Raw genomic sequence first — 24823 nt, forward strand, 5'->3', positions numbered from 1 at the left:
TAAAAGTGAGCTACAAATTATAATTAAAATTTGTGCTTAAAAATTGTATTGGAGGAGTTGCTTATGAGAATCAATACTAACATACCCGCGATGAACACATTATCAAGCCTGAATTCAGCTAACGACGCTAAGTCAGGTTCACTTGCTAAATTGTCGTCTGGTTCACGGATCAATAAAGCTGGCGACGACGCTGCAGGTCTGGCTATTTCTGAAAAAATGAAGGCGCAAATCGGTGGCTTGAATCAGGCCAAAACCAATGCTCAAGACGGAATTTCTTTAATTCAAACAGCTGAGGGCGCTTTGAACGAAACTCATAGTATTCTCGGTCGGATGCGTGATCTTTCCGTACAGTCAGCCAATGATACTTTGACTTCGGAAGATCGTTCCGAAATTGGTAAAGAGTATACGGCTTTATCTAAAGAAGTCACACGAATTGCCACAACTACTCAGTTCAACACTAAGAATTTATTAAGCAAGGATAACACTCAATTTACGTTTCAAATCGGTGCTAATTCTGGTCAAACAATGAGTGTTAATGTCGATGCAATGGACGCTTCTTCGCTGGGAGTAGCTGTAGGCGATGGTGACGATGAAATTACCGTTAATGCGAAGCAAAGCGAATTAATGTCTGCTATCAACACTTTTACCGGGAGTGCTACAGGTCTTAATTTTACGGCTGCAAATACGCATGCAGATGGTACTACCAAACTTTTTGATTTAGTTAAGGGTGACGGCACTAATGATGGCCTAAATAAGTATGATGCTAGTTTGGGAACTCTGTATGATAATTTAGTAAAAAGCTATGGAGATGTTAAAAGCAATGATGCTACGCCTGCGTCTGGAACTGGTGGACAATTACCGGGATCAATTGGAGATAACGCAACTTTGACCAAATTTACCAATGATTTAGTGTCATTTGCTAATCAATTACAAGGCGATATTGGTAGCTACGGTAGTAATGCTGATGTTAAAGCAGTCGTAGATGCCTATGATAGTGGCGGCTATAATGCTGTTTCTAAAAAAGTTAACGGTGCTGTTGCTACGTATAATAGTACGATCGATAGCGCTGCTCGTGCGAATGCTTCCCATGCTCTTAACGTGGTTGATAACGCCATCAACAAAGTATCTGGACAACGTGCTGATCTAGGTGCTGCACAAAATCGTTTGACCCACACAATCAATAACTTGGGGACAACTTCTACCAATTTATCAGATGCTAATTCACGGATCCGTGATGTTGATATGGCGCAAGAAATGATGAACTTTACAAAGTCAAATATCCTTTCTCAAGCTGCAACGTCGATGTTGGCACAAGCAAATGCGATGCCGAATAGTGTGTTAACTCTACTACAAGGTTAATGAAGGAGAGATTTTAAATGAGAATCAATACTAATATACCTGCAATGAACACATTGTCGAGCCTGAATTCAGCAAATGATGCTAAATCGGGTTCACTGGCTAAATTGTCGTCCGGCTCACGGATCAATAAAGCTGGTGACGATGCTGCTGGCTTAGCTATTTCGGAAAAGATGAAGGCCCAAATCGGCGGCTTGAACCAAGCTAAGACTAACGCTCAAGACGGGATTTCGCTTATTCAAACAGCTGAAGGTGCACTGAATGAAACTCATAGTATCTTAGGCCGAATGCGTGATCTGTCTGTGCAATCTGCTAATGATACATTAACTTCTGAAGACCGTAGTGAAATTGGCAAAGAATATACGGCTTTATCAAAGGAAGTTACTCGGATTGCTACGACTACACAATTTAACACTAAAAACTTGTTAAGCAAGGATAATACCCAATTTACTTTCCAAATTGGTGCTAATTCTGGTCAAACTATGAGTGTTAACGTTGATGCAATGGACGCTTCGTCTCTTGGTGTTGCTGTAGGCGATGATACTGGTGAAATTACGGTTAATGCTACTCAAAAAGAACAGGTTACGGCTCTGAATACTTTTCTTGGCGCTACTACTAACAAAGGATTGGGATTTAATGGAAAAGATGATGCTGGATCGAGTAGTGACAGTGAACTAGGTAAATTGGTTGGTGATGCTTCTTCGGGGCTGACTAAATATGATGCTAGTTTAGGCAAGTTATACAGCGCTCTAGTTAAAAGCTATGGTGATGTTAAAGGAAGTAAAAACGATGGGACGCTTCAAACTGATAATGCTGATTTAAAATCAGCAAATTTAACCAAATTTACCAATGATTTAGTTGCATTTGGTAATCAATTGCAAGGAGACATCGGTAGTTATGGAGATAAGGTTTCCTACGGCAGTGGTGCTGGTGCAGCTACGAACTATGCCGCTTCTGCTAATGCAGCTTCTAAAATAGTTAATACTGCTCTTGCTACGTACAATAGTACGATCGATAGTAATGCTCGTGCAAATTCCTCTCATGCCTTGAATGTAGTTGACGATGCGATTAACAAAGTTTCTGGTCAGCGTGCCGACCTTGGTGCCGCGCAAAATCGTTTGACCCACACGATCAATAACCTGGGTACCACTTCGACTAACTTGTCGGACGCCAATTCCCGGATTCGTGACGTTGATATGGCACAAGAAATGATGAATTTTACTAGGGATAATATTTTATCTCAGGCTGCGACATCGATGTTAGCTCAAGCAAATGCAATGCCGAATAGTGTGTTGACATTACTACAGGGTTAATAAAAGGAGAGGTTTTTAATGAGAATTAATACCAACATTCCGGCGATGAATACTTTGTCTAGTCTAAACTTAGCTAATGATTCTAAGGCAGGTTCCCTCGCTAAATTATCATCCGGTTCCCGGATCAACAAGGCCGGCGACGATGCCGCTGGTTTAGCTATTTCCGAAAAAATGAAGGCACAGATCGGCGGCTTGAACCAAGCTAAGACTAACGCCCAAGATGGAATTTCTTTGATCCAAACGGCTGAAGGTGCTTTGAACGAAACTCATAGTATCTTAGGGCGGATGCGGGACTTGTCCGTGCAATCGGCTAACGATACCTTGACTTCTGAAGATCGTAGTGAAATTAGCAAGGAATACACTGCTTTGTCTAAAGAAATTACGCGAATCGCAACGACGACTCAATTTAACACGAAGAACTTATTGAGCAAAGACAACACTCAATTTACCTTCCAAATCGGTGCTAACTCCGGTCAAACGATGAGCGTTAATGTCGATGCGATGGATGCTTCTTCATTAGGGGTAGCTGTAGGTGATAATACTGATGAAATTACGGTTAACACAACTCAAAAAGAACAGACGACAGCGCTTACTCAATTTACTACGGACCTAGGTTTTACTAATACAGCTAAAAGTACTGGTAATACTCATGATACAAGTGACTTGGGCAAGCTAGTTGAAGGTGTCTATGATACGACTACTCCTACTAAAAAAACGGAGAAAGGTCTAGTGGATTATGATGCCAGTTTAGGAACACTTTATAATAATTTGAAGGATAGTTATGAAGCAGTAAAGAAAGCTTCAGGAGATTCTGATGGGAAGTTAGCAGGAGACAATTATGATACTGAAAAATTGGCAAAATTTACTAATGATTTAGTAGCATTTGCTAATCAGCTACAGGGAGACATTGGCAGTTATGGTGATCAAAATGATGTTAAAGCCGTGGTAGAAGGTTATCATGATGCAGCGGTTGCTGGCACCTCAGGTACACCGGGTACTACTACTGTATCTATTGATATTAGTAAAGCCGAGCAAAGTGATTTAGCTAGTGCTAAAACCGCGATAGGAAACATTCAAAGTGCAATAGGCGTTGGTGGTGCTTGGAATTCTTTAGTAACCAAATTGGCTGATGTATTTAGTGCTACAGATGGCTCATCTGGTGCCTTAAAATCGGGAGTTACTAAGGAACAAATAGAAGATTTAAAAACTGCAATAAATGGTTTGCCTAATACGGGTTCAGGGGTAAACTCTACAGCAACATCTGCGTTGGGAAGTTTGAAAACAGCTGTGGCTAACATTGCTTCTAAAATTGAAGTATCCACTACGTCAGGTGGTACTGCAGGCACACCTGCTAAAAAAGAGGTAAAGGCTTCTCAAAAGGCTAATAAAGCAATTGCTACGTATAACAGTACAATCGATAGTGCCGCTCGTGCGAATGCTTCCCATGCTCTTAACGTAGTGGACAATGCCATCAACAAGGTTTCCGGTCAGCGTGCCGACCTCGGCGCCGCTCAGAACCGTTTGACTCACACGGTCAACAACTTGGGAACGACTTCGACGAATTTGTCGGATGCTAATTCACGGATCCGTGACGTCGACATGGCCCAAGAAATGATGAACTTCACTAAAGATAACATCCTTTCGCAGGCTGCCACGTCGATGTTGGCTCAGGCTAATGCCATGCCAAACAGCGTTTTGACCTTACTACAAGGCTAATAAAATAACTGCTTGAACACGATTGGTGAATAATAAAGAGGAGTTGGGACAAAGTTAATTGTCTCAGCTCCTCTTTTTGGTCCCCGTATTTTTATTTTAAATGGCTCTTCAAGATCCACTGGTCCTCGATCGCGGGCAATTTGAGCTCGACGCGATCCATGATGCCGTGGTACAGCGAGCGTTGGATGAACACCGATTTGACGTCGAGGTCGTAGTGGGGCAAGGTGAAGGTCAACCCGCAGCCCATGTTGCCCATCGACACGACTTTGACATTGTCAAAGGTGGCGAGGACCTCGATTTTAGTTTGATCGTCGGCGTAGCTGTCTAATTCGCGGTTCAACCTGATCACTAGCGGGTCTTCCGAATTGATCGTTTTGCGCGAATCGAAGCGAATACCGGAGATCCCGTCGTCATAACCGGTCCCGCCGTCTTCGATAAATTTTTTGAGTTCAAGGTAGACGTTACTGGCGCCGGTTGAGTCGAAGGCATCGCCGATATATTCGTGGGCGATCTCTAGTACTAAGGTGTCTTCTTCATTAATAATGATCTCATTAGCGGTAGCGATGATATTTTTCAATGATAGCTTGTCCACTGTGCGTCACATCCTTTGGTTTTATTTTACCTGAAATCCGGTTGATATGCACTGCTTTATTGGATTTTGCCACTAAGTGTGTTAATCTAAAATTAATGAATACGTTTACTGATGAGCGCTATGAGGGGGAGATAACATGACTACTAGATTTAACCGGGTGTTGGTCGGCGTCGATGATTCACACGACGCGCAGTTGGCGTTTTATTATGCGGTGCGCTATGCCAAGGAAAATGACGCGGAACTGTTGATCGCAAGCATTAATGAAAGCGACGAAATGAATGTTTACGAGGCGCTAGATGATGATTACGTCAACGGCAAACGGGAGCACTTGGAAAAACACGTTTTGGACTTTAAGCAACAAGCGCTGGAGTCAGGAGTCAAAAAGGTGCAAACGGTGATTGCGGAAGGCGATGCGGGCAAGACGATCGTTAAAGACGTGATCCCGCGCTTGCAGCCGGACTTGTTGGTCATCGGCTCGCAAGACAAACGCGGCTTAGTGCATTTTGGCAGTCAGGCGGCCTACATGGCTAAAAACGCGCCGTGTTCGGTACTAGTGGTCAGGTAAGTTGTGAATCAAGCCGGTTAGCGGTCGTAGACTAAGTGGCACCGCCAGACAAATCATGTACTTTGGTTTGTTTGGCGGTGTCCTTAGGACTTAGACTGCTGGTTTGACGAACGCGATTCAGTCTATTATTTACGGAAAACCAAAAGGGAGCTGCAACAAAATTGCTTTTGTTGCGGTTCCCTTAGTGTTTTCATGGTTATAGGCGAATTTTGGTTCCCTGCTCCGCCATTTTTTTGAAGGTCACGTCTAGTTCCGGAAAATGTTTGATCCGTTCGACGAGTAAGGCCTTGTGTTTGCGGTCATTTTCCGTCAGCCCTGGTTCTGTTTGGTAACGGTGCTTGATCGCGTTGATTTCCTTAGCAAAAGGATTTCCTTTGACGTAGTGCCAGAAGAAATTAGCGTAAGGAACGTCGTCGTAACACCACGGTTTGCCAAACAAATTGTAATGCACGATAGCGGGTTTGACCGGGATCTCCAGCGGGTATTCCGTTTGGTAATTCCAGTGTAAGTCGAGTAACAACAGCTGGTCGTTACAGATCGCATTTAGGTAGTCTTGGTCGGGTGCGATCAGCTGAAAATGATATTCGTTCATCAACTGCAAGAAATGATTGCTAAAATGTTGTGCGCGCAGCCGCTCTAAGTTGAGCAACAACACGCCGGAATTAAAATAAGTACTGTGGTCGATGCCCACCGCGTTATCCGGATAAGGGATCGCTTGGGGGTCGTGACTGATAAACGAATCGGGGATCGCACCGAGCAAGTGGTCGCCTAGGTCGATTTCAAATAAATGGGCGATGTCTTCTTCCACGACGATGTCGGCGTCTAAGTAAATGCCCTTATTGTATTGCGGGAACATCTCGGCGATAAATAGCCGGTAATAAATTGTTAGGGTCTGATAATCGGCGCGCAGGGTGTTTTGGTCGTGGCCCAAGCGGTCGTACAGATCGTCTTTAAGCGAAATAAATTCGATTTGAACGTTGGCAGTCGCGAGTCCGGCGAGCCTGTCACGAAAATCACGACTGAGTTGCTGGTACAAAATATGAATGTGATAAGAATTGGCATCGTTGGTGTGTTGGATCAGTGATTGTAAGGCTACTCCGAGGTAGGGAGCGTAGTTATCATCAACACTGAAAAAAATGGGGATCTCGTTCATTACTCTTCTCCTTAGTTGTGTCCTGATTCTTGCCGGTAACCGACAATATCTTGGGGTTCAAAATCATAAGTTAACTTTTCGTGGTAAGCCTGCTCGTAAGCCGTCTTTTTTTGTTGGTAGTCGGCTGCTTGCATCGCGCGGCTGTTTTCGGCGACCGTTTTTTGCGGGTCGGGGTAAAGCGGGGCGAGGACGTGAACGTGGTATTGCACCTGATTAAACTGTTCGTTGTCCGGGTTTTGCAAGTCGATCATTTCCACGAAACACGAGATCACGGGCACGTTAAAGCGCGCGGCGTAATAGTAAGGACCGCGTTGCAACGTGCGCGGCTTACGGTAGTTGAACCACATCTCCTGTTCGGGGTAGATCAAGACGCAGTGTCCTTGTTTTAAGGTTTGCTCCAGCCCCTGGGGAAAAACTCTTCCCATGTAATTGATACCCTTGCTGAGGGGCAAGATGTCGGCGTAGTTCATAAAAAAGCCCAGCCAGCCGGTCATTTTCAGGTTGGTTGCCTGGCTGACGACAAACATTCGCTTGTGCAACGCGCGGTGGATCGTCGTGCGCACGGCGGTGTTTTCTAGGGGATTAAAGTGGTTACTGGTGACGATCGCGCCGCTGGTGATCCCGGCTATTTGTTCAATGCCGCTGATTTGCGTGTGACGGTTGAGCCACCAACCGGCCAGGTTCAGGCCGCTGCGGCCCAGAAAGTTTTTCACCCGGTAAGAAAAATGGCCGCGCTGGTTCATAAAAGCGCTGGCCAGTTGTTGTTGTTCGGCGATGTCTAATTGCGGGTCGCCGACTTCGACTTTGTCGTTGAGTCGTCTGGCCGCTACGGCTTTTTGGATATTGGCGATCACCGCACTTTTATCTCCACCGACGATCATAGGCCGCCTCCTAGCATTTGTTGGTTGCTAAAAATAAGACTTGGTTGTAGTTTCATCTGCTTTCTCCTGTATCTAGTTAGTGCTTTTGCTGGTAGTCAAAGTAACTGTATGTGCTTTGACGACTTCTGGTTACCATACACTCTTTGACCTGGTCATGTAAAGTCTGTTGGCGTTTTTTAACTCCTAATGCCGCTGGGGCCGTGAAGGGGCCGTCGATATAACTCGTAATGTGGGGGCGCTTGCCGTGGCGCGGCTTTTGATAAGTATTAGTTAAACAAAAAACCGGCGCGTGGTCGTTAGCGGGATAGTGAAATGCTCCCGTGCCAAACGGACGGATCTTAGTATAGTAGGGCCACAGGTGCGCTTCCGGGTAAGTGACGACACAGTGACCGGCCTTGACCTGAGCGTAAACCGCATGGATAAACCGCGCCCAAGAATCGCGCTTGTTGGGCAGCGGCAAGGTGTCGACCCACGGCAACAGGCGGCCGATCACTGGGATCCCCAAATTAGCGGGACTGATGATCACGGCGGGGTGTTGTTTTCCTAAAATTAAAAACGGCAAAAAAGCATCACCGACCATTTGGGTATGATTAGCGTATAGGTAAATGCCCTGCTTGCGGTAGGGCAGCAGTTTAGCGGCGCCGTGGACCGTGACGTCTAAGAAAAGGTGGCAGTAAAACCAACTGATCACGCGTACGCAACCGTGAAGAATAGCATTACTACACTGGGCGAGCCGGCCGCTTTTTTCCCACTGGTAGTTTGCGGGCAGCTGGTAGTCTTGTTGTTTACTGTGCACTAGGTCGTCTTGGTAAGAGGAATAATAGATCGTTTTAGCACGGGTCATGTTGAATGCTCCTCTCATTAGACTGCAGTAATTATAGCATGAAAGTTTAGGTGAGTAAACACTAACTAAGACGAGTGGCTTTTTATTCAAAAATAATAGCCTTAATTGTACTTAACAAGTCAGCAGCTGGTGTGCTCGTGTTCCAAACTGCTAGCCGTTTTTTTACGCAACTCTGGGTGTTAAATAATACTAGCTTGTTTAAGCTAAGATGCTATAATTAATAAAGATCATTTGATCGCAGTGATTCAATTGATTCACTGGTTTATTTTATATAGTAGTAGATTATGAGTCGCGAACGATAACTCGCGGCCGCTTGAGGAGGATTTTTTTATGTTAGTAGGCAGTGTGGAAGCAGGCGGGACCAAATTTGTATGTGCGGTGGGTGATAGCGACTACCGTGTTAAAGATCAAGTCCAGTTTCCAACCACCACTCCCACGGAAACGTTAGCTAAAGTGGTTGAGTATTTTAAACAACACCCGGTGGCAGCCATCGGCGTAGCATCTTTTGGTCCCATCGAGATCAAACAAAACTCGCCTAAGTATGGCTACATCACCAGCACCCCTAAAGCGCACTGGCAGGATACGGATTTTGTCGGTTATTTGAAGAAAAATCTAGGCGTGCCGGTCTATTGGACGACCGACGTCAACGGTTCGGCTTACGGTGAATACGTGATGGCGACACTGGCTAACGAAAACGTTGCTTCGTTAGTTTACTACACGATCGGTACCGGTGTCGGTGGCGGCGCGGTCGTCAATGGCAACTTTATCGGTAGCGTCGGCCACAGCGAAATGGGTCACGTGTTCGTCAAACGCCACCCCGACGATGTTGATTTTAAGGGGATCTGTCCTTATCACGGCGACTGTTTGGAAGGATTGGTTTCCGGTCCGACGTTTGAAGCGCGGACCGGACGCAAGGGCCAAGACGTGCCGCTAAGCGAGCCGGTGTGGGACATCATGGCTTATTACGTGGCACAAGCTGCTTTACAGGCGACTCTGTTATTTAGACCGGATAAAGTTGTTTTTGGTGGCGGTGTGATCAGCGAGCCGTTTTTGGTCAAAGTGCGTGCGCAATTTAGCAAGATGTTGAATTCTTACGTACCGCTTCCTGAATTAGACCACTACATCGTGATGCCTGCGGTACAAAATAACGGTTCCGCTACGTTGGGTGATTTTGCCTTAGCCGTTAAGTTGTTGCAGTCTTAATGTTTGCAGCTAATTTTGCTTTCAGTTAACCTAGCAGTATTTGAGGGAGGTTGTTAAATGCCGGTATATGGTTTTTTTGACTCAACTTATATTTTAGTGATCGCCGGGATGTTATTGTCGTTAGCCGCGTCTAGTTACGTTAATTCGACTTTTAGCAAGTACGACCGCTACCAGTCGAGTAGTAACGTGACCGGCACGGGAGCGGCGCAATACATTTTACAGCAGTCGTTGATCACTGATGTGGTCGTCAAACGGGTCGGCGGGGATCTGACCGACAATTACAATGGTGGTAATAAAACGCTGAATTTGTCCGATTCCACGGCAGACTCGACTTCGGTAGCTGCGATCGGGGTAGCCGCGCACGAATGCGGCCATGCCGTTCAGGATGCGGTGAATTACTTTCCGATGCGTTTGCGTACGACTTTGGTGCCCGTCGCTAATTTTGGAACGAGTTTGTCGATGCCGTTGATCTTGTTAGGAATCTTTTTAGGGTTTAACCAAACGTTGATCCATATCGGGATCTTCTTTTTCTCGTTAGCTTTGTTATTTCAAATAGTTACTTTGCCGGTGGAATTTAACGCTTCGGCGCGTGCCATCAACATTTTGGCGGGCGGGGGTTTGTTGACCAAACAAGAGGTTGCCCAGGTCCGCAAGGTTTTGACCGCGGCTGCATTAACTTATGTGGCCGGTGCGTTGTCAACTTTCTTACAGCTGTTCCGGTTAATTTTATTATTCGGTGACCGGGATGAGCGCTGAAACGTTGACGTTGCACTAAATTAATGTTAATCTTAGCCGTCGTTTGATTTTTAGATGTCCGTTGCTTGAAGTTGTTTTGTTAACTTGAGCGGCGGTTTTTTATTGGCATTTTTAACTAATACGAGGAGGAATTTACATGTATCATCGAGACGGGCGCCCCACTGCTGTGGGCGATGTTGTCTTCTTATTGATTTCGATCGCAATCAATTCGTTTGGTAACGCACTGACGGTCGCGTTGAACCTGGGAAGTGCACTGTGGACCGCGTCTGCCGTCAATTTATCACACCTTTTCCCGCTGGGATTGACCGTTATTTTATTATTAGAAGGTGTCGTTGTAGTCATTACTAACGCCTTATTACTGGGACGTTTTGAGCTTCACCGGGTGATCGGTAATTTTGTGTTTATGTTTCCGTTTAGTTACCTGGTTGGATTGATCTCGCCGCTGTTAGCGCACTCGTTTATTATGGATCTGCCCTTATTAGTCCGGTTAATTTTAGATATTTTTGGCCTTTTATGTATTGCGTGCGGTGTTTCTATCTACCAGCGGTTAAATTTGATCTTGCACCCTAACGATGATTTCATGCAGATCATTCGGTTTAAATTTTTTCACGGTTCGGCGGCCGTGGCGCAGATCGTTTCTTTTTTGATCCCCGTAGTTATCATTGGAATTACGACTTTTTTCAACCACAGGATCTGGGCGGTCAACGTCGGAACGGTTTTTTCGTTTTTATTTCAGGGCTATTTTGTCGGGCTTAGTGATAAGTATATTTTTATTAAACTAAAACACCAACACTTAACGGTCTAGTCATGACTATGTGATTGGACTATAATCTGAAGTATAGAGAAATTATTTTTGGTGCTGAAATCGCAGAAAAGTCGTGAGAAAATGGAAAATTGGCGGCATCATTTACCATTAAAACGAATTAAAAGCGTCACCCCCGTTGCTGGCGGTGATGTTAATCAGGCCTACCGCGTGCAAACTGCAGAGCAGACGTATTTTTTACTGGTGCAACCGCACCAAACCGCCGCTTTTTACCAGGGAGAAGTTGCAGGACTCAAAGAATTTGCTAAAGCTGACGTAACGGCACCGCGCGTGATCGCGACCGGCCAATCTGGGGGCTTTGCCTACCTGATCCTAAGTTTTTTGGAGCAGGGGCGCGGCAAGCAAAGTGACCTCGCACGTTTGCTGGTCAAATTGCACCGCTATCACAATCCGACGGGTAAATTTGGCTTTGGTACTCCTTATCAGGGTAGTAAGCATGACTTTTAGCAATCGTTGGGTGGATTCGTGGCGTGAATTATTTGTCGACCAACGGCTGGAACAGTTAGCCGCCGCACTGGTGCAAAAGGGGCGCTGGCACCAGCGAGACTTAGAGGTTTACCGGCGTGTGCGCGAGGTGATCAACGTTACTTTGGGGCAGCATCCAAGCGCACCGAGTTTATTACACGGAGATTTTTGGGGCGGCAATCACATGTTTTTGCGTGACGGTACGCCTGCACTGATCGATCCGGCAGCGATGTACGGCGACCGCGAGTTTGATTTGGGGTGCAGTTTGGTATTCGGTGCCTACGGTCAAGATTTTTACGCGACTTACCAAAACGAATACCCGCTAGCCGCTGGGTACCAGTTGCGGCTACAATTTTATAGCCTGTACTTGTTGATGCTCCACCTCGATAAGTTTGGGACCAGTTACGCCGGCAGCGTGGCTAACGGAATGCAGCGGATTTTAACTAGTGCGAGTTAAGCAGCCAAATTTTTCCTGTTTTTTAACGCTTAAGAATGTTATAATAACTAACGCTGGAACAACTAACCAGTATAAATTTATTTACGTCATCTTTGATGTTATGTAACGCACACACGAGGAGTTAGGACAAAAGTAATTTTGTTCTAGCTCCTTTTTTGTATCTGCGAAATCTATGGCTACTAAACAGCTTGCCTAATTGCGTTCTAGCTGGCAGCAGGTTGTGCCTAACTACGTTGTAAAGCAAAGCCCCAGTGCAGGCTTTACTTTACAGCTAGGTTAGTGCTCACCAGCTAACCGCCAGCTTACACAGCTTGTTTCGCAGCTTTTCTAATTACGCTCGTCAAGTCAGTAGCCTAGGTCCTAAGTACCAAGCAAAGCCAATCCAAGTGCATGATTTGCTTCGCTTGGCTTCTTAGTCTACGGCTACTAAACGACTTGCTTCGCAGCTTTTCTTTGTTTAGAATGTTCACTAAAGGAGAAAGCTATGCTAAAAAATGAACACAATAAAAAGACAAATTGGTTTTTCAACTGGGTGATCGATAGCCGCTTCGTCGTTGCGTTACTGATCGTTTTACTTTTATTGTTGATTGCTTTACTGTTAAGCAAAGTGACGTGGGTCCTCGCACCGCTCACACTGATTTTAGAGACCATCATGTTGCCGCTGGTGATCGCGGGGATTTTTTATTACCTCTTAAATCCGTTAGTCGATCTGTTGGACTGTAAACTAAAATTAGCGCGCAGTTGGATCGTCGCGTTAGTTTTTGTGATCTTGGCTGCGGCTTTGGTCATTTTCGTCGTGACAATCACGCCGGTGATCGGCACGGAACTACACGGCCTGCTAGTTAGGTGGCCGCAATACTGGCACCGGCTGGAAAAATTGATCATTGAGGCCTTTGGCAGTACTTTTAGCGACCTGCAAAATAGGTTACCAGACATAAACAAGCAGTTACTGGCATTTTTTAAGCCTGAAAAAGCCGTTCAACTGGTCCCGCGTTCCTTGAACTCTTTAGGTAGCTTAATATCGCGGGTGACTTCGCTGGTGATCGCGGTAGTGACGGCGCCGCTGATTTTATTTTACCTGCTAAAAGACGGGCACCAACTGCCGCGTTACCTAGCTAATTTTTTACCCAACCGCTACCGGGCCACGGCACGTGGGGTGTTGAGCGACATGAACAAACAAGTCAGCAATTACGTGCGCGGCCAGTTAGGCGTTGCTTTTTGCGTCGGCGTGATGTTTTGGCTCGGGTATTGGATCGTCGGTTTGCGTTTTGCACTATTGTTGGGCGTGATCTCGGGGTTGTTAAATTTGATTCCTTACCTGGGCTCGTTTTTGGCGATGGTCCCGGCAGTAGCCGTCGGCCTGTTTACCTCGCCTTTTATGCTGGTCAAAGTTCTATTGGTTTTTGCGGTCGAACAAACGCTAGAAGGACGGATCATTTCGCCGCTGATTTTGGGTAACAGTTTAAAATTTCACCCGCTCACGGTCCTGTTTATCTTATTAGTAGCGGGTAAAATGTTTGGCTTAGCAGGAGTGATACTAGGTGTGCCCGGTTATGCGGTCCTAAAAGTTTTAGTTACTACCTATTTTACTTGGTTTCAAAAAACGCACCCTAATTTATACCAAAAAGAGCCAGTGGATAAAAGCTGAGCGTTAATATAGAAAGGAACTTTTTATGTGTGGCCGTTTTATGTTTGAACCTACCGCTAGCCCGGAAATTGCGCGCATCTACCAGTTGGCGTGCCAGACCAGTGTCAGTCCTAAGGTCGGTGAGGTTTTTCCCGGGGACCAAACTGCGGTGGTGATTTTTGCACGACAAAAAGTCCGGGTCGTGACAATGAAGTGGGGGTTTCCGGGATTTAAGCCTCACCAGCGGATCATTAATGCCCGCAGCGAGTCACTGACGACTAAGAAGATGTTTGCCAGTGCGTTTCGCACAAGCCGCTGTGTGTATCCGACGACCGGTTTTTTCGAGTGGGACCGCCACAAGGCAAAATGGTGGTTCAACTACGGAGATGCGACCCAGCCGTTGTACATTGCCGGGATCTACGCCACTTTTGGCTCGGAAACGTGCAGCACGTTGGTGACCACTAAACCGAATCAAGCCGTGGGCGCGATCCACCAGCGTATGCCGTTACTACTGAGTAAACAACAGCTCAAAGCCTGGTTGTGCGATCAGCAATTTGCGGTGGCCCAACTCGGCGTGCAGATGCCGGAACTGACCGCTAAACAAGCCACACAACCTCACGGGTACACGCAACAGGAGTTAATTTGAGTAATTTAAAGGGAGAAGAAAATGGATAACGTCTTAGAACTAGAAAGTGTTTCCTACCAAAAAAACCGGCGGGTGATCTTACAAGACATCGATTTGCAGGTGACCGCAGGAGTGACGTTGGGATTACTGGGTGAAAATGGTGCTGGTAAAACGACGTTGATGCGCCTGATCGCGGGTTTGGCCAAGGGCCTGCAGGGGACCGTGAGTGTTAACGGTCACGTTAAAGAAGTTGAGCGTAAGGCGCTAGTCAGTTATTCGGATAACTTACAAAGTTTTGCGAATAACACTAAGATTGCCGACATTGCCGAATTTTATGAGACCGTTTATCCCGATTTCGATTCGGACCAATTTCGCGAGATCAGCGATTTTTTGGAGCTAGATACTACCCAGCGCAGGCTAAATGAACTGTCTAAGGGAATGCGCGAAAAACTGATCATCAGTTTGACTTTGGCCCGGCAAGCGACAGTCTATTTATTGGACGAACCGCTTTCCGGCATCGATAGCATGACGCGTAAGAAGATCATCAACAGTTTGATCCAGTGGAAAAATGAAGACTCGGTGCTGGTATTAAGCGACCATTACTTAACGGAAATTGCGGGCTTACTAGACGAGATCGCCGTTTTACGGGGGAATCGAATGATCGCCCACCAAAAGACTGCGGCCATCAAAGACCAAAGTTTAGAGGAATATTACGAGCAGCTTTACCAGCAGAAAGGAAAAACAGATGACGAATTTTAATAAGGTGGTACGCACGCTACTGGCAGAAAAAGTGCAGCTTGCATTTAAGGTGATCGTATTATACGTGGCGATAGTGCTCCTTTCTTTATTACCGCAGATCTTTAGCGGCAACTTTTTTACGGAAAAATGGAGCTTGTTATTGGCTGGTTCGGCGCTGGAGTGGGCTTTTTTCGCTTCGCTTGCGGCCTTTATCTTTTTAGCGTTGATCAGCGAGCGGGTATACACGGCTTCGCGTTACCGCTTGGTGCCGCTTAGTGCCGCTAAATTATACGTCGCTAACTTGCTAACTTCTTTTATTTCTTTTGCACTGGTCTTTTTGGCACAGCTGTTTTTCGTACTGATCCATTACCTTTTCAATATGAAAGTGATCAGTGCGACGATAAGCACCAATTTACTCGGCAACGAATACCGTTTTTGGTTATTAATGCTGGGCGTTTTTTTGGTGTCCTTGTTCGGGATCTTATTTTGGTGGACGACTATCAGTCTGATCCATTTGCTGACCAATGCGATCTCGCGGTTTTTGCCGGCCACTAATCAGAAATTTTACAAGGCGGTTTTGTACGTCTTATTGATCGTCATGGTGTTATGGATGTTCGGAGTAGCCTCCAGATGGTTGGGCCAGTTAGTGTATATCCGCTACACGTTATACACGACTAATATCTATTCCGGCCCGTTGTGGACGGCCTTTTTACTGGCGGTAGCGACCGTGGTCATCGGCGTGATCAACGTCTTTTTGGTCGACCGTTGGGTAGAGGCCAATTAAATATTTGAAATCCTAGGGGAGTTTGGTAACTAGTGTTAACGAATAAAACTTCAGAAAAAAAAGTAACAGAGATCTTCGACCGCGTCGCGCGCAAATACGACGTGATGAACGACGTGATCACCTGCGGAATGCAACGTAAGTGGCGGCGCCAAACAATGCAACAGCTGGATTTATTTACGGGGGCTAACGTTTTAGACTTGTGTTGCGGGACCGGAGAATGGACCGTGCAACTCGCTAAAGCCGTCGGTGCTGGCGGGCACGTTTACGGGTTAGATCTGAGCGCGCAAATGTTGGCTAAGGCACGCCAAAAAGTGCAATGCGAACACCTGGACGCACGGATCACCTTACAGCAAGGAGATGCGATGCACTTGCCGTTTGCTGCCAATCAGTTTGACTGCGTGACGATCGGCTTTGGTTTACGCAACGTTCCGGACGCCCAACAGGTATTACGCGAAATGTACCGGGTCTGCCGTCCTGGCGGACAAGTCGCGTGTTTGGAAACTTCACAGCCGCAAAACAGTGTGCTTCATTTGGGATGGCAACTTTATTTCAAAGCCGTGCCGTTATTGGCCAAGTTGTCTCGGGTCCACGCCAGCGACTACGCTTATTTGCAACAGACGAGCCAGCAATTTTTGACCGCGCCGGAATTATTGCAATTGTTTAGCGAGACTGGTTTTACTCCCGCTTCGTACCGCTTATTTTTCTTCGGGGCGGCGGCGTTACATTTGGGTTTTAAATAATTGCAAATCGTGGTGTTTTTGCTGCGCAAAAAGTGCTAAGATGAATTTTATAGTTGAGTGCTCAAGAAATTTTAACTAGTGGAGGAGTTAGCTATGGTACGGATGGATTATTATCTGGTCAGCGATCGTAAGGGTAAAAGTTATACCGTTTTTCGCGCGACGCCAGAAAATTTGACCCCGGCGCGGGATCTAGCTGCTAAAAAATTAGGTCACCTGACCAGCGGGACGACGGTTTTATCTGAAGACGACGTGTCTGAAAATAGCAATCGCTTTTTGATCTTGGTCAACGGAGAGTTACAGGATATTTTAGATGACTACGATGAGGCCGCCGACACGGCACACCAGTACCAAACTGCCATCGAGGCCTTGGAAAATTCTGATACGGTCGAAGTAGTTCAGGTCAATAAACGTAAAACGGGCCAGCCGCTATCGGCGTTAGATCCGTTTGACACCTTGACGTTGCGCCGTTTTCACATCAACCGTAAAAAACAGGCGTTGTGTGAATTTTGCCATCCGCGCTATCCTCACCAGCCGTACCAGGACTTTAACTTTTGTCCGCACTGTGGCCGTTATTTGAAGAATATTAAAAAATAATCGTTTCGGGAGAATGTGACATGACCAACTGGATGCCGTGGTATCGGGTAGTGGGGTACTTCGTTTTGTTACACGTGATTTATTTTATGGGGCAATACCTAGTCGAGTGGCCCGCGGCTGACGGCGGACAGGGTCTAGGTGGGATCTTATTAGCGAGCGCGACGATCATAGCGTTACTGGTGATTTTTGGCGGCTTTGCTTGGCACGTTGAACATCGGGTCAAAAAAGCGCCCCGTTTATCGTGGACCCGGCGTTTCGGTCGGGGAGCAGCGAGCGTTTGCAGCGGTTTTTTACAAATTATCGTGTTGGATTTGCTGGTGGGGTTTTTGTTACTGTTACTTCATTTTCCGGCGCAAACGACGACTAACCAGCAAAACCTCGAAGACTTAGTCCAACTCAACCAGCTTAGTAAGATACTAATGTTAGTGCTGGCAATTTTTGTGGGGCCGCTTTGTGAGGAAGTTTTGTACCGCTTGTTGCTGATCGGTCCTAAACGAACGCGTAAAATGACTCCCACTAAGCAACACCGGCAGACAATGGCGGCAGTTAGTCTGGTCTTATTCGTATTAGCACACATGCTACAACAGATCGTCAGTGTGGCACAGCATTATACTCAAGCTGGTTTACTCGGTTTGATCTCTGGGTGTTTGTTGTACGGTTGCATTTCTTGGGTGTTAGTACGTCAGTATTACCGCAGTGGTAGTATCGTCAGCTCGATCGCGTTACATATGAGCTGGAATGCATTTGCCAGTTTAAGCTTATTGGTTTAAACTGACCAATAATAATTAAAATCAAACTCCAAGTGTTGTTGGCTTGAAGTTTTTTAATAGGGATAGTTTGGAGTAGAGATAAGGAGAACAGTTTTGCAAAAAATAAAGCAGTACCATGTTTTGCCGTTGCTCATTTGGCTGTTATTGACCGTTGTTGCGCTGGTTTTACTGCCTAACATGTCACAGTTGGTAGCGCAAAAAGGGCAAACTAAGATCCCGGCTAGTGCCAAAAGTCAGGTGGCTGCGACGATGCAAAAGCATTGGGGCCACAATATCAGTAATACGCGCCAGGTAGTGGTCGTTTTTAATAACGACGATCATCAACTGAGTGGTGCCCAGGACAAGCGTGTCCAACAAACGATCAATCAGTTAAAAAAGCACCAAGCTAAGTATGAAATAAAAAACGTGACGGCGCCTAACGATAATGCTGCCACGCAAAAGCAACTGATCTCTAAAGACGGCTCGACGCAGTTGGTGCAACTGGACGTCAGCAAGAAAAATCCGATCAGACAAACGCGCCAGCAAATCGAAAAAGCCGTTAAAACGACGGGCGTTAAGACTTACGTGACCGGCGGCGATATTTTGACCGATGACTTTATTTTAGCGACGGAACGCGGGATCCAAAAGACCGAAGTGATCGCCATTATCTTTATTTTACTGGTCTTGATCCTGGTTTTTCGTTCTCCGGTTGTACCGTTTATTTCTCTATTTACCGTGGGAGTTTCGTTTTTACTAGCACTTTCTTTGGTGATGAACCTGGCCAAACACTTCGGCCTGACGATCTCTAATTTTACTCAGGTCTTCATGGTCGTCGTGTTGTTTGGTGTCGGTACCGACTATAATATTCTACTATTTAATCAGTTTAAGACCGACCTGGCTCAGGGCATGGATAAATTCGAAGCGACGCGCCACGCGGTCAAACTTTCCGGTAAAACGATCCTGTACAGTGGCAGTTCGGTTTTGATCGGACTGTTGACGCTGTTTTTCGCGAAGTTTTCGATTTACCGGTCCGCGGCGGGGGTCGGCTTAGGGGTCGCCATTTTACTGGCCGTTTTGTTGACGTTGAATCCGTTTTTTATGGCGACTTTGGGGCAAAAAGTGTTCTGGCCGACGCACCAGAAGATCAAGACGCGCAACAACCGGATGTGGAGTTTTCTTTCTCGTAATTCGGTCCGCTATCCTTACGGCGCCATTGCGTTGATCGTGGTAATTGCCGTGCCCGTTTTCTTCGCGTATGACGGAACATTGAATTACGATTCATCGGTCGAATTGCCGGCCAATTATTCCGCTAAAAAGGGACTACACGTAGTTCAAGATCACTTTAGCAAGGGGACCGCCGAGCCGACGACGATTTATGTGAAAGCCGACCATCCCTTGGATAACGAAAAGGACTTGAAGACTTTAGACCAACTGACCGGTCAGTTAGCCGAACGCCACAGGATCAAAACCGTCGCTTCGGTCACGCGCCCAGCAGGCACTAAGATCCAACAGCTTTACGTGGCTGACCAGTTGAAAACTTTGACTTCACAAACGGACCAAGCTAAAGCAGGGTTAGCTCAGATGAAGGATAAAACGACCAGCTCGAGTTTTAACGCGAGCCAGTTGCAGGATATCGGAAGCCGCGCGCAGGCGATTGGTACGCAATTAAAACAACTACAACAAGCAAGTTCACAAGGTGGAATGCAACTGGACGGGCAGACCGTTTTAGCCGGACTGCAGCAACAATTAGCGCAGATCCAACAGCCGTTGTCACCCCAGCAGCTGCAGGTTTTAGCAGCACTTTTGACGCAGCTTCAAACTCAAACCCAAGGGCAACTCACCCAAACTACGCAGCAATTAACGCAAAGTTTACAAACGATTGCGGCTAACACACAGGCAATCGGTAACGATGCACTAGGTGTGGGCAACCAGTTAAAACAGCAACAACAACAGTTGACCCAAGCCGCAACGGCAGGTTTGGACCAAGTTAACGGGGGCTTGACTAGTGCTAACGATTACCTGAAGTCCCTGCAAAATTCGGCTGCGGGCAACACGTATTTCGTACCGCCGGTTGTTTTAAATAGTTCGACGTACCAAGAGGCAGTCAAGACGTACTTGTCGGGTGATAAGAAGATGACCCAGTTTACGGTCGTATTAAAGGATGATCCTACCAGCAAAAAAGCGCTCAACGAAGTGCGTGAATTACAGACACAGGTCAAAAATAATATCCGGGGTACTTCTTTGAGGAAGGCACAAGTAGCGGTTGGAGGAGAGACTGCGATAACGGACGATACCGCACAAACGTCGCAACAGGACTTCTTGCGTAGTGCGGTGATCATGTTATGTGGGATTACTTTGGCATTGATGTTTGTCACCAGATCGATCTTACAGCCGTTGTACATTATTGTTTCACTATTACTGGCTTATCTGGGCGGAATCGGGATCGCACGGCTATTTTCAGGAATGGTTTTGGGAGAAAAACTACTCAGTTGGAACACACCGTTCTTTACTTTTGTCATGCTCCTTTCGTTGGGAGTCGATTACAGTATCTTTTTGATGATGAAATACCGGGAATTCGGCGCAACTTCTGCGGTTCCAAGTAGAAGGATCATCAAGGCAGCCGGTGTGATCGGTACGGTAGTGATCTCGGCGGCAATCATTTTAGGCGGCACGTTTGCAGCACTGATACCGGCTGGGGTGATGACGTTGACGCAAGTAGCGATCGGCGTGATCGGCGGTTTGGTGATCTTGGTGTTCTTGATCCCCATCATGAACAGTAGTTTGATCCGGCTGACGTATCCGCTAGATGATATGAAGAGTAAAAGAGAAAAATAAAATTGCGAAGTAAGCTGCTTAGTCCATTGGCTTAGTGAGCGCGATTAAGAAGGATCTAGGGCAAAATGATAAGTTTTGTCTTAGACCCTTTTTTTGTAAGTGATAGACTGATTGTGCTCGACTGCTAAGCGCTTTTTTTCGCAACTTCTCCTTGAGAGAGTAGAATAAATAAAAGAAAGAAGGAACGATATGACATACTTTGGCATTCATAATCACACGGCAATCGGCTCTAACGGCCGTTTCTTAGACGCACTCAACGATGTCGCCGCGCTGATTCAAACGGCTCACGCTAAGGGATTAGCGGGCATTTCCATCAGTGACCACCAAACTTTAAGCGCGCACGTTAAGGCGGAAAAATACGTCAAGCAACACCAAAAAGAACTGGGAAATTTCCGCGTCACTTACGGTGTGGAGATTTATCTGGTGGAGCGCCAAACGATCACGCAGGCGCGCCAAGCAAAACAGCCGGTCAAATTCTATCACTTTTTATTGACTGCTAAAAACGCGCACGGCTACCAGTTTTTGCGGCGCTTGAGTAGTCAGGCGTGGCGGGATAGTTTCTTTTTTCGCGGGATGAGAAGGCTGCCGACTTACTGGGATTGGCTGGAAACCGAAATGCCGGCTTATCGCGGTGATGTTGTTGCTTCGACGGCTTGTTTGGGTTCGGAGTTATCACAGGATATTTTGGCGGGAAAACAGGAGGCTGCTCAGCAGTTAATCGCTAGGTTACAATCCATTTTTGGCAAGGATGATTTGTATTTTGAATTAATGCCCGCGAACAGTCAACAACAGCTCACGGTCAACCAGGCGCTGGTGCAGCTCGCCCAGCAAAGCGGCAGTCGCTATTTGATTTCGACCGATGCGCACTACTTAGATGCGCGTGATCAGCGCAGCCACGAACTTTTTTTGAAATCGGAAAACCAGCAAAGAAACGTGCGCGATTTTTACCAGTACGCGCATTTGTTTACCTCAGAAGAGTTGGCACCATATTTTGAGCCGGCTGTCTTGCAGCAAGCAATGGCTAATTCACTGGAACTGTTAGGACAAATCGAGTCTTTTAGCTTGCAGCACACCCAAGAGATCCCGGTGACTAAGATCCCGGCGTTTTCTCCGGTCAAACTAACGGACTATGAGATCTCTGCTTCCGATTACCCCCAGATCGCCAAGTTTGCCGCTTCTACTCAAACGGCCGACCGCTATTTTTTGTATTTAATAATGCAGGCGTTAAAAGACAAAAAGCAGCCGTTTGATCAGCTGCACTTAAATCGGATCGACCAAGAATTAGGCGCGGTCCAAGCAGTCAGTGAAGCTTTAGGTGCGCCGCTGTCGCAGTATTTTTTGACGATGAGAGACCTGTTACAACTGATTTGGCAAACGGGATCGTTAGTAGGACCCGGGCGGGGGTCTGTGGGATGTTTTTACCTCGCATACTTACTGGATATCACCCAAGTTGATCCGTTAAAACACGGCCTGCCTTACTGGCGTTTTTTGTCGGCGGAACGGGCGCATGACTTACCCGACGTTGATACCGACACCCAGGGAGCTAAACGCACGGAGATCATCGCCGCGTTTAAAGAACACTTTGGTGCCGCTCACGTGCTAAACTTAGCAACGTTTAATACCCAGGCTCCGGCATCGACGATCCTAGCGGCCTGTCGCGGCCTGGAGATTGATTTGCGTGCCGCCCGTAATTTGATCAACTTGCTGCCCAAAGAGCGGATGGTTCCTTGGCCGTTGAGCGATGCGTTACTAGGTAATTCGGCTAAAAAACGCCAGCCAGCGGCAGATTTCAGTGCGGCGGTCGCTAAATTTCCCGGGCTAAAAGAAACTTTATTGCAACTGGAAGGGCGGGTGCGCGGCGTTTCACAGCACGCTTCCGGTATTTTACTGACTAACGAACCTTACAGCGAGCATAACGCGTTGATGATGACCCAGTCGGGGTTAGAGATCACGCAGTACGACGCGGCCGACAGCGCTTATCAGGGCGGCTTAAAATATGATATTTTGAGCTTAAACGCCTTAGACCGGATCCACGAGGCGCTGAATTTATTATTAAAGGAGCAAAAAATCGAGTGGCAGGGTAGTTTGAAAGCCACTTACGATCACTATTTTGCAGTTGCTAACTTGGAATTTGACGCGCCCGAGATGTACGACCTATTGTTGCAAGGCGAAGTCGTTAACGCCTTTGAGTTTAGCACTCAGACCGGGCGGCGGACTTTAGTTAAAATCAACGCGCGGACTTTTGATCAGTTGGTAGCGGCCAACGCGCTGATGAGACTGACTGTTGCGCAAGGCGAACAGCCGATTGACAAGTACCTGCGTTACCGTGCGGACCTGACGCAGTGGACAAAAGAGATGCAAGAAGCGGGATTGACCGCGGCAGAAATTGAGTTATTGCACCATCATCTGGATAAATTTTACGGTGTCTGTTATTCACAAGAAACGCTGATGGAATTGGTAATGGATCCCAAAATCACGAACTTTTCGCTGCTGGAAGCTAATCAGTTGCGCAAGTCGATCGCTAAAAAAGACCAGCAACTTTACCACCAAGAAAAGGAACATTTTTTTGCCAAGGGAAAACAACAGCAAACCTCCCCGCAGTTTTTGCAGTACGTTTGGGATAATTGTGCCCAACCTGCGCGTTACTATAGTTTTAATTTGGCCCACGGGATCGCCTATACGTTAGTGTTGTTAGTCGAGATGAATATTTGTTATCGCTTTGGGTCCATTTACTGGAAAACGGCTTGTCTGTCGGTCAATAGCGGAATTTACGGGGATAACTTCGGTAGTCCGAATTACGCGCAGGTCAGCCGGGCGTTAGCTGAAATGCCGGGGATCGTGGTCAACCCGGACATCAACCACTCTGATTACGGCTTTTTACCGCTGGTAGAAAGCAACCAAATTTTGTTTGGCTTGTATTCTTTGATTGGGATCAACCGCGACGACGTTCAAGAGATCAGCGCGCATCGTCCGTATGATTCGCTGGTGGATTTTGTAACGAAGACTAAGTTAACGCCTAAAAAAATTGTGACCTTGATCAAGGCGGGGTGTTTTGATTGTTTTAACCAAAATCGCGTGAAGGTGATGACGGATTATTTAGAGTTGCTGTTTGTTCCTAAAAAACGCCTGACCGTTACCCAGGTGCCTAAGTTAAAAGCCGAGATCCCGGAACAATACGACGAACAAGTCCAGTTGTTAGAATTTCGTAATCAGATCACCGGTCGCCAAAAAGTGGCGATGAACGAGCAGTTGCAGGCGCAATTTTTCGCACAGTACCAACAGCAATACGAACAGGAATTTCCGGACGGGTGGAAGTTAGCAGACGATGTTTTGCAAATCGACACCAAACAATTTGATAAGTGGTATAACAAACAGATAAAACCGCTCAAAAAATGGTTGCAGACCCCGCAGGCACGTGAAAGCGAAGCGCGGGTGCGACGCCAGGAATTTTGGCAGGAAAATTGTACCGGTAATCCGGCTTCGTGGGAAATGGATTCACTGGCATTTTACGTGCATAAACCGGAGCTAGCCTACACGACGATCCCCGAGTTGTACGGGGTGATAGATTTTACGCAGTTGCCCGCCCAACCGCAACCGATCGGCTGGACGCGCACTCAAAGGCCGCAGTACCAAAGAAGTGTGTTAGCCGGAGCGGTGATCGATAAGGATCCACGCAAGAACATGGTGTTTTTGCTGACGGCTAGCGGAGTGGTCAACGTTCGTTTGGGTCGTTATAATTACCGCAAGTATGACCAAAGGACAAAGGAAAGTCCTTCATGGCTGCAACGGGGCACACAACTGTTAGTAGTGGGGTATCGCAACGCGGATAACTTTTACGCGAGTGCTGCGAACAGTAAATACCACGCGGCGGTGCTCAAAGTTGTTGGTTATGGCAAGGATGCGTACGTGCTTGATACTAAGAGTTAATTGTGGCACGCGTATCAGACTATGTAATTTATGAGATACAAATAAAAGAGGGACCAAGGCAAAAATTGATTTGTCGTGGT

The 24823-nt window shown here is 46.7% G+C and carries 19 protein-coding genes and 3 pseudogenes; 18 read left to right on the forward strand and 4 right to left on the reverse strand.

Annotation, left to right across the window (positions count from 1 at the left end; genetic code table 11):
* The first annotated feature begins 63 nt into the window (after nt 1-63).
* The 4 genes and pseudogenes from ACSYSK_RS02685 to ACSYSK_RS02700 all read left to right on the forward strand — a co-directional run.
* Nucleotides 64-1359, forward strand: coding sequence for a flagellin N-terminal helical domain-containing protein (locus ACSYSK_RS02685; protein WP_491715405.1), 1296 nt, complete (start codon nt 64-66; stop codon nt 1357-1359).
* Nucleotides 1360-1376: 17 nt separating this feature from the next.
* Nucleotides 1377-2669 carry a flagellin N-terminal helical domain-containing protein gene (locus ACSYSK_RS02690; RefSeq protein WP_491715406.1) on the forward strand — a complete coding sequence of 431 codons (1293 nt, stop codon included), beginning with the start codon at nt 1377-1379 and terminating at the stop codon, nt 2667-2669.
* A gap of 45 nt (nt 2670-2714) precedes the next feature.
* Nucleotides 2715-3050: pseudogene (locus ACSYSK_RS02695) on the forward strand (flagellin N-terminal helical domain-containing protein); the annotation flags it as partial.
* Between the two features lie 1080 nt (nt 3051-4130).
* A pseudogene (locus ACSYSK_RS02700) lies at nt 4131-4385 on the forward strand (flagellin); the annotation flags it as partial.
* Nucleotides 4386-4476: 91 nt separating this feature from the next.
* On the opposite strand, the gene ACSYSK_RS02705 reads toward ACSYSK_RS02700, so the two are convergent.
* Nucleotides 4477-4977 carry a hypothetical protein gene (locus ACSYSK_RS02705; protein WP_491715407.1) on the reverse strand — a complete coding sequence of 167 codons (501 nt, stop codon included), beginning with the start codon at nt 4975-4977 and terminating at the stop codon, nt 4477-4479.
* A 136-nt stretch (nt 4978-5113) separates the two neighbouring features.
* Here ACSYSK_RS02705 and ACSYSK_RS02710 point away from each other — a divergent pair, with 136 nt between their 5' ends.
* Entirely contained in the window at nt 5114-5542 is a 429-nt protein-coding gene (locus tag ACSYSK_RS02710) for a universal stress protein (RefSeq protein ID WP_491715408.1), read from the forward strand.
* A gap of 196 nt (nt 5543-5738) precedes the next feature.
* Here the strand turns inward: ACSYSK_RS02710 and ACSYSK_RS02715 are convergent, their stop codons facing one another.
* The 3 genes from ACSYSK_RS02715 to ACSYSK_RS02725 all read right to left on the reverse strand — a co-directional run bounded on the left by ACSYSK_RS02715 (nt 5739) and on the right by ACSYSK_RS02725 (nt 8420).
* On the reverse strand, nt 5739-6695 hold the full coding sequence (locus ACSYSK_RS02715; RefSeq protein ID WP_491715409.1) for a glycosyltransferase family 8 protein: 957 nt from the start codon (nt 6693-6695) through the stop codon (nt 5739-5741).
* A gap of 11 nt (nt 6696-6706) precedes the next feature.
* Entirely contained in the window at nt 6707-7576 is an 870-nt protein-coding gene (locus ACSYSK_RS02720; protein ID WP_491715410.1) for a lysophospholipid acyltransferase family protein, read from the reverse strand.
* Nucleotides 7577-7652: 76 nt separating this feature from the next.
* Nucleotides 7653-8420 carry a lysophospholipid acyltransferase family protein gene (locus ACSYSK_RS02725; RefSeq protein WP_491715411.1) on the reverse strand — a complete coding sequence of 256 codons (768 nt, stop codon included), beginning with the start codon at nt 8418-8420 and terminating at the stop codon, nt 7653-7655.
* Between the two features lie 330 nt (nt 8421-8750).
* Between ACSYSK_RS02725 and scrK the strand changes: the two genes are divergently transcribed.
* The 13 genes and pseudogenes from scrK (at nt 8751) to ACSYSK_RS02790 (ending at nt 24743) form a co-directional block, all read left to right on the forward strand.
* A complete protein-coding gene (scrK, locus tag ACSYSK_RS02730; protein WP_491715412.1) occupies nt 8751-9623 on the forward strand; it encodes a fructokinase ScrK in 873 nt (290 codons plus the stop codon).
* A gap of 57 nt (nt 9624-9680) precedes the next feature.
* A complete protein-coding gene (locus ACSYSK_RS02735) occupies nt 9681-10379 on the forward strand; it encodes a zinc metallopeptidase (RefSeq protein WP_491715413.1) in 699 nt (232 codons plus the stop codon).
* A 136-nt stretch (nt 10380-10515) separates the two neighbouring features.
* Nucleotides 10516-11184 (forward strand): YczE/YyaS/YitT family protein, encoded by a 669-nt coding sequence (locus ACSYSK_RS02740; protein ID WP_491715414.1) that lies wholly within the window; start codon nt 10516-10518, stop codon nt 11182-11184.
* An 81-nt stretch (nt 11185-11265) separates the two neighbouring features.
* Nucleotides 11266-12124, forward strand: a pseudogene (locus ACSYSK_RS02745) (fructosamine kinase family protein).
* Nucleotides 12125-12608: 484 nt separating this feature from the next.
* On the forward strand, nt 12609-13772 hold the full coding sequence (locus ACSYSK_RS02750) for an AI-2E family transporter (protein WP_491715415.1): 1164 nt from the start codon (nt 12609-12611) through the stop codon (nt 13770-13772).
* Nucleotides 13773-13812: 40 nt separating this feature from the next.
* Entirely contained in the window at nt 13813-14397 is a 585-nt protein-coding gene (locus ACSYSK_RS02755; RefSeq protein WP_491715416.1) for an SOS response-associated peptidase, read from the forward strand.
* 21 nt (nt 14398-14418) lie between these two features.
* Nucleotides 14419-15135 carry an ATP-binding cassette domain-containing protein gene (locus tag ACSYSK_RS02760; protein ID WP_491715417.1) on the forward strand — a complete coding sequence of 239 codons (717 nt, stop codon included), beginning with the start codon at nt 14419-14421 and terminating at the stop codon, nt 15133-15135.
* Nucleotides 15122-15898, forward strand: a complete 777-nt coding sequence (locus ACSYSK_RS02765; protein WP_491715418.1) for a hypothetical protein — start codon at nt 15122-15124, stop codon at nt 15896-15898. The genes ACSYSK_RS02760 and ACSYSK_RS02765 overlap by 14 nt, the downstream gene beginning before the upstream one ends.
* A 32-nt stretch (nt 15899-15930) precedes the next feature.
* A complete protein-coding gene (locus ACSYSK_RS02770) occupies nt 15931-16638 on the forward strand; it encodes a demethylmenaquinone methyltransferase (protein ID WP_491715419.1) in 708 nt (235 codons plus the stop codon).
* Between the two features lie 93 nt (nt 16639-16731).
* A complete protein-coding gene (locus ACSYSK_RS02775; protein ID WP_491715420.1) occupies nt 16732-17232 on the forward strand; it encodes a zinc ribbon domain-containing protein in 501 nt (166 codons plus the stop codon).
* A 20-nt stretch (nt 17233-17252) separates the two neighbouring features.
* Nucleotides 17253-18002, forward strand: coding sequence for a CPBP family intramembrane glutamic endopeptidase (locus ACSYSK_RS02780; protein WP_491715421.1), 750 nt, complete (start codon nt 17253-17255; stop codon nt 18000-18002).
* Between the two features lie 93 nt (nt 18003-18095).
* Nucleotides 18096-20816, forward strand: a complete 2721-nt coding sequence (locus ACSYSK_RS02785; RefSeq protein ID WP_491715422.1) for an MMPL family transporter — start codon at nt 18096-18098, stop codon at nt 20814-20816.
* 189 nt (nt 20817-21005) lie between these two features.
* Entirely contained in the window at nt 21006-24743 is a 3738-nt protein-coding gene (locus ACSYSK_RS02790) for a PHP domain-containing protein (RefSeq protein WP_491715423.1), read from the forward strand.
* Nucleotides 24744-24823 lie beyond the last annotated feature (80 nt).

It is taken from the genome of Ligilactobacillus sp. ESL1201, from assembly GCF_058503265.1.